The organism is Nocardia sp. NPDC019395, assembly GCF_040632335.1.
In the GTDB taxonomy this organism is placed as follows: Bacteria; Actinomycetota; Actinomycetes; order Mycobacteriales; family Mycobacteriaceae; genus Nocardia.
Window position 1 is genome coordinate 78,068 of the sequence record NZ_JBEYBT010000001.1, and the last position, 12,425, is coordinate 90,492.

General features: G+C 68.5%; 15 protein-coding genes. 7 read left to right on the forward strand and 8 right to left on the reverse strand.

The features are described from left to right. Position 1 precedes the first annotated feature (1 nt). The 4 genes from ABZ827_RS00380 to ppgK form a co-directional block, all read right to left on the reverse strand. Positions 2 to 667 (reverse strand): response regulator transcription factor, encoded by a 666-nt coding sequence (locus ABZ827_RS00380; protein ID WP_357230590.1) that lies wholly within the window; start codon positions 665 to 667, stop codon positions 2 to 4. Next, positions 664 to 1,887: a histidine kinase gene (locus ABZ827_RS00385; protein ID WP_357230593.1), complete on the reverse strand. Its 1,224-nt coding sequence runs from the start codon at positions 1,885 to 1,887 to the stop codon at positions 664 to 666. The genes ABZ827_RS00380 and ABZ827_RS00385 overlap by 4 nt, the downstream gene beginning before the upstream one ends. Positions 1,888 to 2,101: 214 nt before the next feature. Next, complete coding sequence (locus ABZ827_RS00390; protein ID WP_357230596.1) at positions 2,102 to 3,484, reverse strand: RNA polymerase sigma factor; 1,383 nt, start codon at positions 3,482 to 3,484, stop codon at positions 2,102 to 2,104. A 168-nt stretch (positions 3,485 to 3,652) separates the two neighbouring features. Continuing rightward, positions 3,653 to 4,411, reverse strand: coding sequence for a polyphosphate--glucose phosphotransferase (gene ppgK, locus ABZ827_RS00395; protein ID WP_357230599.1), 759 nt, complete (start codon positions 4,409 to 4,411; stop codon positions 3,653 to 3,655). A gap of 217 nt (positions 4,412 to 4,628) precedes the next feature. Here ppgK and ABZ827_RS00400 point away from each other — a divergent pair, with 217 nt between their 5' ends. Beyond that, on the forward strand, positions 4,629 to 5,534 hold the full coding sequence (locus ABZ827_RS00400) for an inositol monophosphatase family protein (RefSeq protein WP_357230602.1): 906 nt from the start codon (positions 4,629 to 4,631) through the stop codon (positions 5,532 to 5,534). 6 nt (positions 5,535 to 5,540) lie between these two features. Here ABZ827_RS00400 and cei read toward each other — a convergent pair whose 3' ends face one another. After that, positions 5,541 to 6,221: an envelope integrity protein Cei gene (gene cei, locus ABZ827_RS00405; RefSeq protein WP_357230606.1), complete on the reverse strand. Its 681-nt coding sequence runs from the start codon at positions 6,219 to 6,221 to the stop codon at positions 5,541 to 5,543. Between the two features lie 391 nt (positions 6,222 to 6,612). On the opposite strand from cei, the gene ABZ827_RS00410 reads away from it, so the two are divergent. After that, complete coding sequence (locus ABZ827_RS00410) at positions 6,613 to 6,915, forward strand: DUF4193 domain-containing protein (RefSeq protein WP_357230609.1); 303 nt, start codon at positions 6,613 to 6,615, stop codon at positions 6,913 to 6,915. Positions 6,916 to 6,927: 12 nt separating this feature from the next. Here ABZ827_RS00410 and ABZ827_RS00415 read toward each other — a convergent pair whose 3' ends face one another. Next, a complete protein-coding gene (locus tag ABZ827_RS00415; protein ID WP_357230612.1) occupies positions 6,928 to 7,443 on the reverse strand; it encodes a DUF3093 domain-containing protein in 516 nt (171 codons plus the stop codon). 52 nt (positions 7,444 to 7,495) lie between these two features. On the opposite strand from ABZ827_RS00415, the gene dut reads away from it, so the two are divergent. Then, entirely contained in the window at positions 7,496 to 7,990 is a 495-nt protein-coding gene (dut, locus tag ABZ827_RS00420) for a dUTP diphosphatase (protein ID WP_357230615.1), read from the forward strand. Position 7,991: 1 nt separating this feature from the next. After that, positions 7,992 to 8,927, forward strand: coding sequence for a DUF3710 domain-containing protein (locus tag ABZ827_RS00425; RefSeq protein WP_357230618.1), 936 nt, complete (start codon positions 7,992 to 7,994; stop codon positions 8,925 to 8,927). Positions 8,928 to 8,973: 46 nt separating this feature from the next. Here the strand turns inward: ABZ827_RS00425 and ABZ827_RS00430 are convergent, their stop codons facing one another. After that, a complete protein-coding gene (locus ABZ827_RS00430) occupies positions 8,974 to 9,672 on the reverse strand; it encodes an alpha/beta hydrolase (protein WP_357230621.1) in 699 nt (232 codons plus the stop codon). Between the two features lie 121 nt (positions 9,673 to 9,793). Here ABZ827_RS00430 and ABZ827_RS00435 point away from each other — a divergent pair, with 121 nt between their 5' ends. From ABZ827_RS00435 to shbA, 3 genes are all read left to right on the forward strand, one after another. After that, a complete protein-coding gene (locus ABZ827_RS00435) occupies positions 9,794 to 10,198 on the forward strand; it encodes an OB-fold nucleic acid binding domain-containing protein (RefSeq protein ID WP_357230624.1) in 405 nt (134 codons plus the stop codon). Between the two features lie 3 nt (positions 10,199 to 10,201). Beyond that, positions 10,202 to 10,918: a DUF3159 domain-containing protein gene (locus tag ABZ827_RS00440; RefSeq protein ID WP_357230627.1), complete on the forward strand. Its 717-nt coding sequence runs from the start codon at positions 10,202 to 10,204 to the stop codon at positions 10,916 to 10,918. Positions 10,919 to 11,023: 105 nt separating this feature from the next. Continuing rightward, positions 11,024 to 11,662: an RNA polymerase sigma factor ShbA gene (gene shbA, locus ABZ827_RS00445; RefSeq protein ID WP_357230630.1), complete on the forward strand. Its 639-nt coding sequence runs from the start codon at positions 11,024 to 11,026 to the stop codon at positions 11,660 to 11,662. Positions 11,663 to 11,704: 42 nt separating this feature from the next. Here the strand turns inward: shbA and ABZ827_RS00450 are convergent, their stop codons facing one another. Continuing rightward, positions 11,705 to 12,424 carry a TrkA family potassium uptake protein gene (locus ABZ827_RS00450; protein ID WP_357230633.1) on the reverse strand — a complete coding sequence of 240 codons (720 nt, stop codon included), beginning with the start codon at positions 12,422 to 12,424 and terminating at the stop codon, positions 11,705 to 11,707. Between the last annotated feature and the right edge of the window lies 1 nt (position 12,425).

The following is a 12,425-nucleotide window of genomic DNA, read 5'->3' on the forward strand; positions in this document are numbered from 1 at the left end:
TCTACCGGGGACGGGTCGGTTCCGCTCCGTCCGCACCGATTTCCCGGGCGAGGATCGCGGCCTGCACCCGGGAGCGCATCCCGAGCTTGGTCAGAACCCGGGAAACATGTGTTTTCACCGTGGTCTCACCGATGAACAGCCGCGTGGCGATCTGCGCATTGGACAGTCCTGCGCCCAGACAGTCCAGTACCTCGCGCTCCCGGCCGGTGAGTTCCGCCAGCCCGGCCGGTGGCGCCGGCCTGGGTATCGCGCCCGCGAAGGCTCCGATCACCGTGCGAGTGACCTCCGGTGCCAGTACGCCGTCGCCCGCGGCCACTGCCCGGACCGCCTCGATCAGCGCCGGGCCCGACGCGGATTTCAGGACGAAACCACCGGCGCCCGCCCGGAGACTCTCGAAGACGTAGTCGTCCAGATCGAAGGTGGTCAGGACGAGCACCTCGGCGAGGCATTCGCCGGTGATCCGGGAGGTCGCGGTGATACCGTCCACACCCGGCATGCGCACGTCCATCAGCACCACATCCGGCCGCAGCGCACGGGCCTGCGCGACGGCCACTTCGCCGTCCGCGGCCTCGCCCACCACCTCGATATCGCCGGCTGTCTCCAAGATCATGCGCAGCCCGGCCCGGATGGCGCTGTGATCGTCGGCGACGAGCACTCGGATCGTCATCCCGGTTCCCCCACGGGCTCCGCGATCGCGGTGAGGGGCAGACGGGCGCGAACCCACCAGTCGCCCGATTCGGGGCCCGCCCGGAAGCTGCCGCCCAATGCCGCGGCGCGTTCGCGCATATTCGTCAGACCGCGATGCCCCGCCTGCGTGTCCGCGGGCGCGGACGGGCGTACCGCTGCCACACCCAGCGCGTTACGTACCACCAGGACGAGCGTCATCGCCTCGGTGTGCACATCGATGTCGATCTCCTGCCCCGGCGCGTGTTTCATCGCGTTGGTCATCGCCTCCTGGATGATCCGGTACGCCGCTTGATCGACCGCGCCGGCCGGGGCCAGGTCACCGAGGTGCTGCCGCACCCGCACCCGCATTCCCGCCTGCCTGGCCGCCGCGATGAGCCGGGACAACTGCGCGAGCCGCCCGGGCGCGGTCGTCTCCGCGGTGTCGTCGTCCCGGCGCAGCAGGCCGATCATGGTCCGCATCTCCTGTAACCCCTCGACGCTGTTGCCGCGGATAGCGGCGAGGATCCCGGCCAGCCGGCGGTCGGTACCGGCCCCGTCGAGTCCGGCGAGAGCGGCCTCGGATTGCAGCGCGATCGCCGACAGATGCCCCGCGATCACATCGTGCAGATCACGGGCCATGGCCTTGCGTTCGTCGGCCACCGCCGCCCGGCGGTCCAGTTCCGCGACCAGGGTCAGGGCGCGGCCCCGGGCGCGCTCTGCCTCGGCGGCGTCCTTGTGCGCGCGGACCGTCAGCCCCCACCACAGCGACGTCCCCACAAAGGCCGCGGCCAGGATCAGCGCCAGCACCATATAGCGCCAGTTCTCGGTGACCGCCAGCACCACACCCGCGGCGGTGGCGGACAGGGCCAGCCACGCGACCAGCGCCCCCTGCATCTGGCGGCGGGTGCCGTACACGACGGCCGCGTAGATCAGATCGGTGTAGACGAGCCAGACCGGCAACGTCGGGCCGAGCATGAGATCGAACGTCAGCGGAATCAGCCCCACCACCATGGCGGTGATCGGTGCCCGGCGCCGAACCGGGAGCACCGCACACACCAGCGCGAGGATCGCGAATCGTGGGGCCAACGGTGTGGAGGGCCCGTTCTCGGAGACGAACAGCATATGAAAACCGGACAGGTACAGCAGTGCCCCGAAGGCGAACCACCCCACCGCGATGACGATGTCCTTTGTCGTCGCCGATAACGCCGACCATCGTTGCATCCCTCAATCTCAGCACACCGCGCGGCGCATGGAGTCCTTCGAAATAACGATCCTCAGTCGTACCGAACACACCCCCGCATCGCCCGGCTCGTGACCGGGTGCCCGGGTCCGGCCGGACCCGGGTAGCCAGGTGGGACCGGATACGCCACGGCCCCTGAGCATCGCGGGAACCGGTGGTTCCGGACGTGTTCAGGGGCCGTGGCGTGTTCCGGGCTCAGTCCAGGTAATCGCGCAGGACCTGGGAGCGGCTGGGGTGCCGGAGTTTGCTCATGGTCTTGGATTCGATCTGCCGGATCCGTTCGCGGGTGACCCCGTACACCTGGCCGATCTCGTCCAGCGTGCGCGGCTGCCCGTCGGTGAGGCCGAACCGCAACCGGACCACACCCGCCTCGCGTTCGGACAGGGTTTCCAGCACCGACTGCAGCTGATCCTGCAGCAGCGTGAAGCTCACCGCGTCCACCGCGACCACGGCCTCGGAATCCTCGATGAAATCACCGAGCTGGCTGTCGCCCTCGTCGCCGATGGTCTGATCCAGTGAGATCGGCTCCCGGGCGTACTGCTGGATCTCCAGCACCTTCTCCGGGGTGATGTCCATTTCCTTGGCCAGTTCCTCCGGAGTGGGCTCGCGGCCCAGATCCTGGAGCAGCTCGCGCTGGATACGGCCGAGCTTGTTGATGACCTCGACCATATGCACCGGGATACGGATGGTGCGAGCCTGGTCGGCCATGGCGCGGGTGATGGCCTGCCGGATCCACCAGGTGGCATACGTCGAGAACTTGTAGCCCTTGGTGTAGTCGAACTTCTCCACCGCGCGGATCAGACCCAGGTTGCCCTCCTGGATCAGGTCCAGGAACGCCATTCCACGACCGGTGTAGCGCTTGGCCAGCGACACCACCAGACGCAGGTTGGCCTCGAGGAGATGGTTCTTGGCGCGGTTGCCGTCGCGGACGATCCAGTTGAAATCGCGGCGGATGGCCACCGGCGGCTTTTCCCCGGCGTCGGTGAACTCGCGCATCTTCTCCGCCGCGTAGAGCCCGGCCTCGATCCGCTTGGCGAGCTCGACCTCCTCCTCGGCGTTGAGCAGCGCGACCTTACCGATCTGCTTGAGGTAGGCACGCACCGAATCCGCCGAGGCGGTGAGTTCGGCGTCCTTGCGGGCCTGGCGGAGCGCCTCGGACTCTTCTTCGTCCCAGACGAAATCGCCGGAGGCTTTATCCGCGGCGGTCGGCTCGGACGTACCGTCCTCGCTCGCGCCCTCGGGTTCTTCCTCGGCGGCTTCCGCTACCAGTTCGTCCCCCTCTTCGGTGAGGTCGTCCTCGGAAACCTCGAGGTCTCCGAGATCCGACACATCGAGCGAGTCGTCGTCCGGTTGGTCCTCGCCGGAGCCGGGAGCGCCCGCGCTACCGGCCTTCTTGGCGGGAGCCTTCTTGGCCGCGCCTTTCTTGGCTGCGGCCTTTTTCGCGGGGGCCTTCTTGGCTGCGGCTTTTTTGACCGGGGCCTTTTTGGCCACGGCCTTGCGGGCCGGGCGTGCCGCGGGAACTTCCGTGGCCTCGGCGTCGGCCGATTCGGCTGTCTGACGGGTATTCGTGGCTACCACGTACGCCCTTTCGTGACGGTCTCGTGCGGCGTCACGCCAGAGTAGTATTCCGGCGGAGCGGTCTGTCGGGTTTACCGGCTAAATCGCCGGTCGGGTGTCCGGCTCACCGCCGGGTCCTTCTATTGTAACGATCGACCAGTGTGCCCCTGCCTGTGCGGCGGACATCTTTCAGGGGGTGATTCCGGCATCGACAGCCATGGCGGCGCCCACGATACCCGCTGTGTTGCGCAGGTCCGCGGGGACCACCCGGGTTCGGTTGGTGAGAAGCGGAATCCATTGGTCGGCGTCGCGGCTGATCCCGCCGCCGGCGACGAACACCGTCGGCCAGAACAGATCCTCCAACCCACGCAATACCGTACTGACCCGGGCGGCCCATTCGGGGTAACCGAGGTCCTCCCGTTCCTTGACCGATGCCGCCGCGCGATGCTCGGTCTCCATACCGCCGATCTCCAGATGGCCGAGCTCGGTATTCGGGACCAGGATGCCGTTGTTGAGCAGGGCCGAGCCGATACCGGTACCGAAGGTCAGCAGCAGAACCAGGCCGTCGATATCGCGGGCCGCGCCGAACGTGTCCTCGGCCAGACCCGCGGCATCGGCATCGTTCAGGACGGTGACCTCGCGGCCGTCGAGCGCATCGGAGAACAGACTCCGGGCGTCGGTGCCGATCCAGGATTTGTCCACATTGGCGGCGGTGTGCGCGACTCCGTCGAGCACGACACACGGGAGAGTCAGCCCGACCGGGCCGTCCCAGTCCGCCTTCGCCACCAACTGTGCGACGGCCCCCGCGACCGCGTCCGGTGTGGACGGGCGCGGAGTGGCGATCTTGATGCGTTCGTGCCGGAGCTCGCCGGTGTCGAGGTCGACTGCGGCGCCCTTGACGCCGCTACCGCCGATATCGATCCCGAACGCGTGCCGTCGACCGGACATGCGGGTTTCCTCGTTCCCTGTGCTGGCTGATGTCGTCGTGCGCCGCACCCGCCCGGCGCGTCGAGCGAGCCGCGCGAGATCCGCACGACGGCGCTGGTCCGCCGCCTTGTCTCGCGATACCGCCCCCGGGCCGACGCGGGCCGGTGTGGTGTGCACGACAAGACTAATGCGCGCGCCCGGATGCCCCGACCGCAGGATCTGTGCTGCGATGGAAGGCGTGCCGGAATCGATTTGGTCCCTTACCGCTGCCGCCGAACCCGCTCCTGCCGACGCGGCGCTGCTGCGCCGGATCTCGACCCACCTCGCCGGTATCGCCGCCGCCCATGTCCGGGTCCGCCGTCCCGAAGTGTTCGGGACGGCCCACGGCGTGTCCGATACCGCGGTCCGGACCAAGAGCACCCCGACCGACCCGGTGACGGTCGTGGATACCGAGACCGAACAGCTGATCCGCGACGAACTGGCCCGGCTGCGTCCCGCCGACCACATTCTCGGCGAAGAGGGCGGGGGCGACCTCGGCGCGGCCGGCGACGAGGAAGTGGTCTGGGTAGTCGACCCCATCGACGGCACGGTGAATTTCCTCTACGGCATCCCCGCGTACGCGGTCTCGGTGGCCGCCGTCCGCGGTGGACGGCCGGTGGCCGGCGCGGTGGCCGACGTCGCCGCCTCGACGCTGTACGCGGCGGGGGCCGGGCTCGGCGCCAGCCGGATAGGACCGGACGGGACCGATACGCCGCTGCGCTGCAACCCGGTGCGGTCGGCGCGGCTCGCGCTGGTCGCCACCGGATTCGGCTATGCCGTCCCACGCCGCACCCGGCAGGCCGCCTATGTGGCCGAGCTGCTCCCGCACGTTCGCGATATCCGCCGTATCGGTGCGGCCGCCCTGGATCTGTGCATGGTGGCCGAGGGCCGGGTCGACGCGCACTACGAGCACGGGCTCAATCCGTGGGACTGGGCGGCCGGTGCGCTGATCGCGGCCGAGGCCGGTGCCCGGCTCCGGCTACCCCCGATGGCGACCACCGGCGCCGAGGGCGAGCTGGTGGTCGCGGCCGCGCCCGGGATCGGGGACGAATTGTTCGAGCTGCTGGACCGCCTCGGCGTGTCGGCGGCGATTCCGCAGTCCTGACCGCGGTCAGCAGCGGGCGGTTCTCGCGGCCTCGAGCATTTCCAGGTCGATATCCGGGCTGTCGCCGCTCACCGGGTTCTTCAGCGAGCGCAGAACTTCTTCGGCGTCGTTGTTCGGTTGCAGCTCGCCGCCGAACACCGAGCCCAGGACCAAGTCGACGGTGGTGTCGGTCCGTTTGTCTTCGATGAGTTCCGCGCACGGTGCGGCGAGCTGGACGGCTGCCGCGACCTCTCGCCCCGTCTCGCCGAACCGGATCTGCCCGCTGCATTCCAGATCGCCGTTGGCATATACCGGATCGTTACCGAAGGGCTCGCCGGGCACACTGCCGAAACCCAGGTCGGTGAGTTGCGCGGCCACATGGGCGGCCTGCCCGCGCTGACCGTTGGCGTTGAGGACGCGCACCTTCGTATCCGCCATCGGTGCGGGTTCCACGTCTGCCAGGTGATCGGCGCTCACCCGTTGCCCGGGCAACGGCTGCGGGGCGGCCTTGGGGTCGGTCGCCGGACTGGGGGAGTTGCACGCCATCGCTGTGTGATCATCGTCATTGGTGGTCAGCGCCTTGATCCACAGGATCGAGCAGATCAGAGTGAGCACAACGACGAGGACCAGCCAGGGGCGCATCCGCCGGCGCGGGAAAGGACGGCCTTTGGCATCCGTCGAGCTGCCTTCGGTGATCAGTGAAACCACGTCGATACTGTACGTACTCGTATCGCCGGTCCGCGCATTGCCCGGTCCGCTCCGCGACGTTGGCTCATCGCTTCATGCGGCGTCGTGACCCGGCGTATCGATTGTCCGGCGGTTTCGACACGGCTGGGTTTCGATTGCGACATTTTCCACAGGGTCCGCTATTGTCTGCCCGCCCAGACCGAAACATCGGTGAGTAAATCGGCGATCGGTCGCGGGAACAAGCAGGGCAACTCATGCGTTGTCCGGACGCTATCGGCGGTGTGTCCACAGATTCACGCTGATAGGAGACCGGTGCGTATGTGAAGTGCACCACCGGCGGGCGGCTGCCGCGGTCGAAACCGACGGCGTGCGCCGATCCGGATATACGGAGTAAGGACGAGGGGAAGACGACATGGCAACCGACTATGACGCACCGAGGCGTACGGAATCCGACGATGTGTCGGAGGATTCGCTCGAGGAGCTGAAGGCGCGTCGCAACGAAGCCCAGTCCGCCGTCGTGGATGTCGACGAATCCGATACCGCGGAGTCGTTCGAACTCCCCGGCGCGGACCTGTCCGAGGAAGTCCTGACAGTTCGGGTGGTCCCGAAACAGGCCGACGAGTTCACCTGCTCGAGCTGTTTCCTCGTGCATCACCGCAGCCGCCTGGCCAGTGAGGCCGGCGGCCGGATGATCTGCATGGACTGCGCGGCCTGAGGCCGCGCGAGGTCATTCCGCGCTCGGGACTCCGAGCGCGGCCAGTACCTCTTCGGGTCGACGTGTGCTGACCAGCCAGTACGGCGTCGGGTCGTCCGGATCGTCGAGTACCAGCAGCACCATGGTGCCGACCCACGGGCGATGCTCGACATAGGCGGCCGGGTCGAGCTGCCGGCCCAGCGCCGCGCTCTTGGCGCTGCGGGGTACCGCCGTCGCGCGGGCGACGAACGATACCGGCAGATGCGCCCGGTCGACTCGGAGTTCCGGGGTGCCGCTCGGATCGGGGGAAACCTCGATCCGGTGCCGGCTCAACCAGAACAGCACCCATACGGGGATCGGGAGCAGCAGCACATACGGCAGCCAGGCTCGGAGGCCCGGCGCTCCCATATGCACCTCCGCGGCGAGCAGGGCGGCGAGTGCGAGGCCCACCGGCCACCACCACAGCGGTACCCAGAGGCGCTCGTGAAAGACATCCGGCGCGGGCGGCGCGCGGTGGCCGGAATCGGTGGGTCGGGGCTGGTCGGACACGACTCAACACTAAGCGACATCTGCGCCGCGCCTGCGCGTAGGCTGGTCGGACGTGAACGCACTCTCACCGATACCACTTCTCCGGCTGGACCCGGGGATACCCATGCCCAGCCGCGCCCACGACGGTGACGCGGGCGTGGATCTGTGCACCGCAGAGGATGTCGTCCTGGAGCCCGGGGAGCGGGTACTGGTCGGTACCGGTATCGCGATCGCGCTACCTGTGGGCACCGTCGGGCTCATCCATCCACGTTCCGGCCTGGCTGCCAAGGCCGGCCTGTCCGTGGTGAATACGCCCGGCACGATCGATGCCGGGTATCGCGGAGAGATCAAGGTGTGCTTGATCAACCACGATCCACGCACACCCATCGAATTACGTCGCGGCGACCGGATCGCGCAGTTGCTGGTGCAACGCGTGGAACTGGTCGATTTCGTGGCCGTGGACCGGCTCGACGACTCCGCGCGCGGCGCGGGTGGGTACGGGTCCAGCGGGGGACATTCGAGTTTGAGGCCGAGCGGTTCGGAAACCGCCCACGGCAAGGAGGCCTGACATGTTCGGACGACGGAAATCGGGCGGACGCAGATCCGACGACGAACGGTACGACACCGGCGAATACAGCACCGGCGAGTATCAGGACACCTACGACGAGTACGACGACGGCGGATATCACCGCGCCGGCGACGAGCAGTACCGGGACGATTACGACGACAGCTACGACGACGGTTACGGCGGCGCGGCCTACAGCGACGCCTACGACGCGGCGATCGACGATCCCGATACCGAACCGCACCGCCGCGGTCCTTACGACTACGACGATGTCGCCGAGGTGCTGGAGAGTTTCTCCGATACCCGGCTGGACCTCGGATCGGTGATCCTTCCGGTGCCCCCGGGTGGGCAGCTGCAGGTCGAGATGACCCCCCAGGGCGCACCGCAGGCAGTGCATCTGGCCACCGAGCACGGCCGGATCACCGTCGCCGCGTACGCCGCTCCGAAATCCAAGGGCCAGTGGCGCACCGTAGCGGCCGACCTCGCGGAATCGCTGCGCAAGGACGGCGCCCGGGTCTCGGTCGAGAAGGGGCCGTGGGGCCGGGAACTCGTGGCGGTCACCGAGGGCGCGGATCTCCGGTTCATCGGTGTGGACGGGTACCGGTGGATGATTCGCCTGGTGGCTGCCGGTCCGGCGGGTTCCGCTGCGGTCGGCAGCCCGTTGGTGTCGGCGGCGCGGACGGTCCTCAGCGAAACGATCATTCGCCGCGGGATCGATGCGCTGCCCGTGCGTGAGCCGCTACCGGTGGTGCTCCCGCAGCAACTCGCCGAGCAGCTCACCGCGGCGCACCAGCAGCAACAACAGCAACAGCAGCAGCAAGCCGCGACTGTGCAGAACCCGCCCCGGCCGGTACCGACCGGTTCGGTGCTGCCACCTCAGCAGCCGGCGCCTCGCCGGGGTGCCGAGGGCTCGGCGATGCAGCAGCTCGGTCGCGGCTGAATCCGGTTTCGTCTCCCTGTTCTCGCCGGACGGGAACGGGGAGCGGTCAGCTCGCGTGCCGGAGTCCGATCCGGCCCAGGACGGCCGGATCGGCACCCAATTGGTCCAGGGTGATCTCGGTGAGTACGGACCGAGCCGCGCGGTGTGCCCACTCCCGGCCTACGGCGACCGGATGTACCGGATCGTCCGCGGCGGCGATCACCGCCAGCGGCGCTGTCAACGCGTCCAGCATCGCCGCGTCCGGCCATTTGTACTGCGCCGCCTCCTCCAGCGCGGCCGGCAGCCCGGGCCACTGTGCGCGCCACGAGTGGGTCAGCGCTTCGGCGAGCCAGCGTGGGCTGCTCTCGCGCATCCGGGCGATAACGGGCTCCAAACCCTGCGCGCGCAGCTGCGCGGCCGTGACGGACGCGCTGAGCGTCGCCGGGCAGTGCGCCGTATCCGGGCCGGTCCACGCGGGCAGGGCCGCGATCACGCCGGAGACATCGGCACGATCACGGGCGCTCGCCCATTCGATGGCTACCGCCGCGCCCAGGGAGATACCGGCCGCCAGTACGGGGCCGCGGGCGGCGGCGGTATCGAGGGCGCGGTGGTAGCCGGCGATCAGCGCGCCGGGCTCGGGTTCGACGGCGATCAGCTCGAGTCCCAGCGCGGTACACGTGGGTTCGAAGGCGCGGCGGGCGAAATGCGCATCGGAGCCGGTGCCGGGGAGCGCGACCACGACTGCCGGGCGTGGGGAATCGAACACCGGACCGAGCGTAGCGGTGCCGCCGGTACCCATCTACAGTGGCGGTACGGCCACAGCCGGGTCGTGGCAGGAACCTCGGATGACGTGTGACCCACGCCGTCCGCGCACAGGAGAGCAAGCGATGTCTTCCTCGGCAGGAAGAAAAGCGGGCGCCAAGTCCGCAACCGGATATTTTCGCAGGCTCGGCCGCAGGTTGACCGAGGATCTCGATCAGCTCGACGCCGAGGAGCTGGCGGAGTCGGCGGACGCCTCGGGCGCCTGCCGGGTCGCCGAGTGCCGACGCGGCGAGGAGGCGACGATGCTGGGCAGATTGCGCAGTGTGGATTCGTGCCCGCAGGCCGCGGGGGCGAATGTGCAGGCGGAATTCTTCGACGGCACCGACGCGATCACCCTGGTGTGGATCGGGCGGCGCCGGATTCCCGGTATCGAATCGGGCAGGCGCATCATGGTGCGCGGCCGTATCGGTGAGCGCGAAGGCCGTAAAGTGATCTTCAACCCCTACTACGAACTGCGCGGAAACAGCTGACGCATGCCATCGAGCGACGAGTACGCCACCACTCCGCTACCGCGGACCGCGACCGTACCGGAAGTATCGTCCGCGGACGACGCACCGGACGAGGAGCGTGACGAGCCCGGGCAGCAGACCCTGCTGGAACAATTGGGCGGTTTCGCCGGACTGATCTATTCGACCCTGCCGGTGCTGGTCTTCGTCCCGGTGAACGCCCTGCTCGGGCTCACCGTCGCGATCTGGGCCGCGCTCGGTGTGGCGGGCGCCGTACTGGTCTGGCGGCTGGTGCGGCGGGAGCCGATCCAGCCGGCCGTCTCCGGATTCCTGGGTGTCGGAATCTGTGCGCTCATCGCGTGGCGCGTGGGGGAGGCCAAAGGTTTCTTCCTGTTCGGCATCTACACCAGCCTGATCTACGGGGCCGCGTTCCTGCTCTCGATACTGGTGCGCCGCCCCCTCGTCGGGGTCGTGTGGGGTGTGCTCAACGGCCACGGCGGTGGCTGGCGCACCGACCCCCGCGTGGTGCGGCTCTACGATGTGGCGACCGCCGCCTGGGTGCTCGTATTCGGCGCCCGCTATCTGGTACAACACCACCTCTACGCGGCCGACAGCACGGGCTGGCTCGCCGCGGCCCGGATCGGGATGGGCTGGCCGCTCACCGCGCTCGCCCTGGTGGTGACCGTATGGGCGGTACGCCGGGCCGGGCATCTGCCGGCCAAATCGTCGCGGCACGCTGCCTGATCCATTCGGACAGGGTGGCGGATGACCCACCCTTTGGTGTCTATCCCAGCGCCGCCGTTCATCGGACGATCGTTACAGAAGACGATCTGCCGAGAGGACTGGCGAATGCGTACCGAGCAGCACATGATCACCCGGCCCGAACGGGGGCGCGACCACCCCGTGGTGTCCCAGAGCCGCCGGGTATCCGCCGAACTCGACACCCTGGTCCCGCCCGCGGCCGCGGGTGACGCCCGCGCGGTGGCCGATATCCTGCGCCTGGTTCAACCGCTGGTGCAGCGGTACTGCCGGACCCGGCTGGGGAACACTGCCCACCTCCATGTCACGGCCGACGACGTGGCCCAGGAGGTCCTCATGGCCACCGTGCAGGCCATACCCCGCTATCGCGATCAAGGTAAATCCTTCCTCGCCTTCGTCTACGGGATCGCGGCCAACAAAGTGTCCGATGCGTTCCGGGGTGCCCAGGTCCATCCGGCCTATCCCATGGCAGACGTACCCGAGCAGGCGTCGACGGCGGCAGGCCCGGAGGAATGGGCGTTGTCGGCCGAACGTGGTGCCGTTGCCCGTGAGCTCATGCAGCAGTTGAATCCGGTGCACCGGAAGGTCCTGGTGATGCGCATCGCGCTCGGGTTGAGCGCCGCCGAGACCGCGGCGGTGCTCGGCACCAGTGCCGGCGTCGTCCGGGTCATGCAGTACCGGGCCCTGAACAAGCTGCGGGCGCGGGTGGATCTGTCCGTCGCCGCCTGAGGCAGCCGGTGAGCAGGAGTTCGGCCGAGTGCTGTCGGGTGGTCAGTATTCGGCATCCTGCGAAGGTGTCAGGCCCGCTGCGGGAGATGTGGGTTCGCTGGTACCGATCGGTGCCAGCACCGATCGGAGTTCCTCCTCGGCCTCGGTGGAGGCGACGAACAGCAGTTCGTCGTCACCTTCGAACGGGTCGTCGGGCTGCGGCACGATGACCCGCCCCCCACGCAGAATGGTGACCAGGGCGGAATCGCGCGGTAGGCGCAGGCTACGCACCGGTTTACCGGCCAGCGTGGTATCCGGTGGCAGGGTCAATTCGACCAGATTCGCCTGACCCTGGCGCAAGGTCATCAACCGGACCAGATCACCGACCGAGACCGCTTCCTCGACCAGCGAGGCCAGCAGCCGCGGTGTGGATACGGCGACGTCGACTCCCCAGGCGTCGTCGAAGAGCCATTCGTTACGCGGGTCGTTGACCCGGGCCACTACCCGGCGGACGCCGAATTCGGTTTTCGCCAGCAGACTGTGCACCAGATTCGCTTTGTCGTCGCCGGTGGCGGCGATGACGACTTCGTAGTCCTGCAGACCGGAATCCTCGAGCAGCTGGAGTTCGCACGCGTCGGCATGCACCCAGACGGCGTTCGGAACCGAATCCGGGTCGATATGTTCGAGCTGGCGTTCGAGCAGCATGACACTGTGCCCGGAACGCAGGAGTTCGCGGGCGATGGAGCGGCCGACGGCCCCGGCTCCGGCTATGGCGACCTTCATG

What these genes read in the sequence shown, in the direction of transcription:
- ABZ827_RS00380 (WP_357230590.1), bottom strand. Translation starts at nt 667, where the DNA reads ATGACGATCCGAGTGCTCGTCGCCGACGATCACAGCGCCATCCGGGCC.
- ABZ827_RS00385 (WP_357230593.1), bottom strand. Translation starts at nt 1,887, where the DNA reads ATGCAACGATGGTCGGCGTTATCGGCGACGACAAAGGACATCGTCATC.
- ppgK (WP_357230599.1), bottom strand. Translation starts at nt 4,411, where the DNA reads ATGTCCGGTCGACGGCACGCGTTCGGGATCGATATCGGCGGTAGCGGC.
- ABZ827_RS00410 (WP_357230609.1), top strand. Translation starts at nt 6,613, where the DNA reads ATGGCAACCGACTATGACGCACCGAGGCGTACGGAATCCGACGATGTG.
- ABZ827_RS00425 (WP_357230618.1), top strand. Translation starts at nt 7,992, where the DNA reads ATGTTCGGACGACGGAAATCGGGCGGACGCAGATCCGACGACGAACGG.
- ABZ827_RS00435 (WP_357230624.1), top strand. Translation starts at nt 9,794, where the DNA reads ATGTCTTCCTCGGCAGGAAGAAAAGCGGGCGCCAAGTCCGCAACCGGA.
- ABZ827_RS00440 (WP_357230627.1), top strand. Translation starts at nt 10,202, where the DNA reads ATGCCATCGAGCGACGAGTACGCCACCACTCCGCTACCGCGGACCGCG.
- shbA (WP_357230630.1), top strand. Translation starts at nt 11,024, where the DNA reads ATGCGTACCGAGCAGCACATGATCACCCGGCCCGAACGGGGGCGCGAC.
- ABZ827_RS00450 (WP_357230633.1), bottom strand. Translation starts at nt 12,424, where the DNA reads ATGAAGGTCGCCATAGCCGGAGCCGGGGCCGTCGGCCGCTCCATCGCC.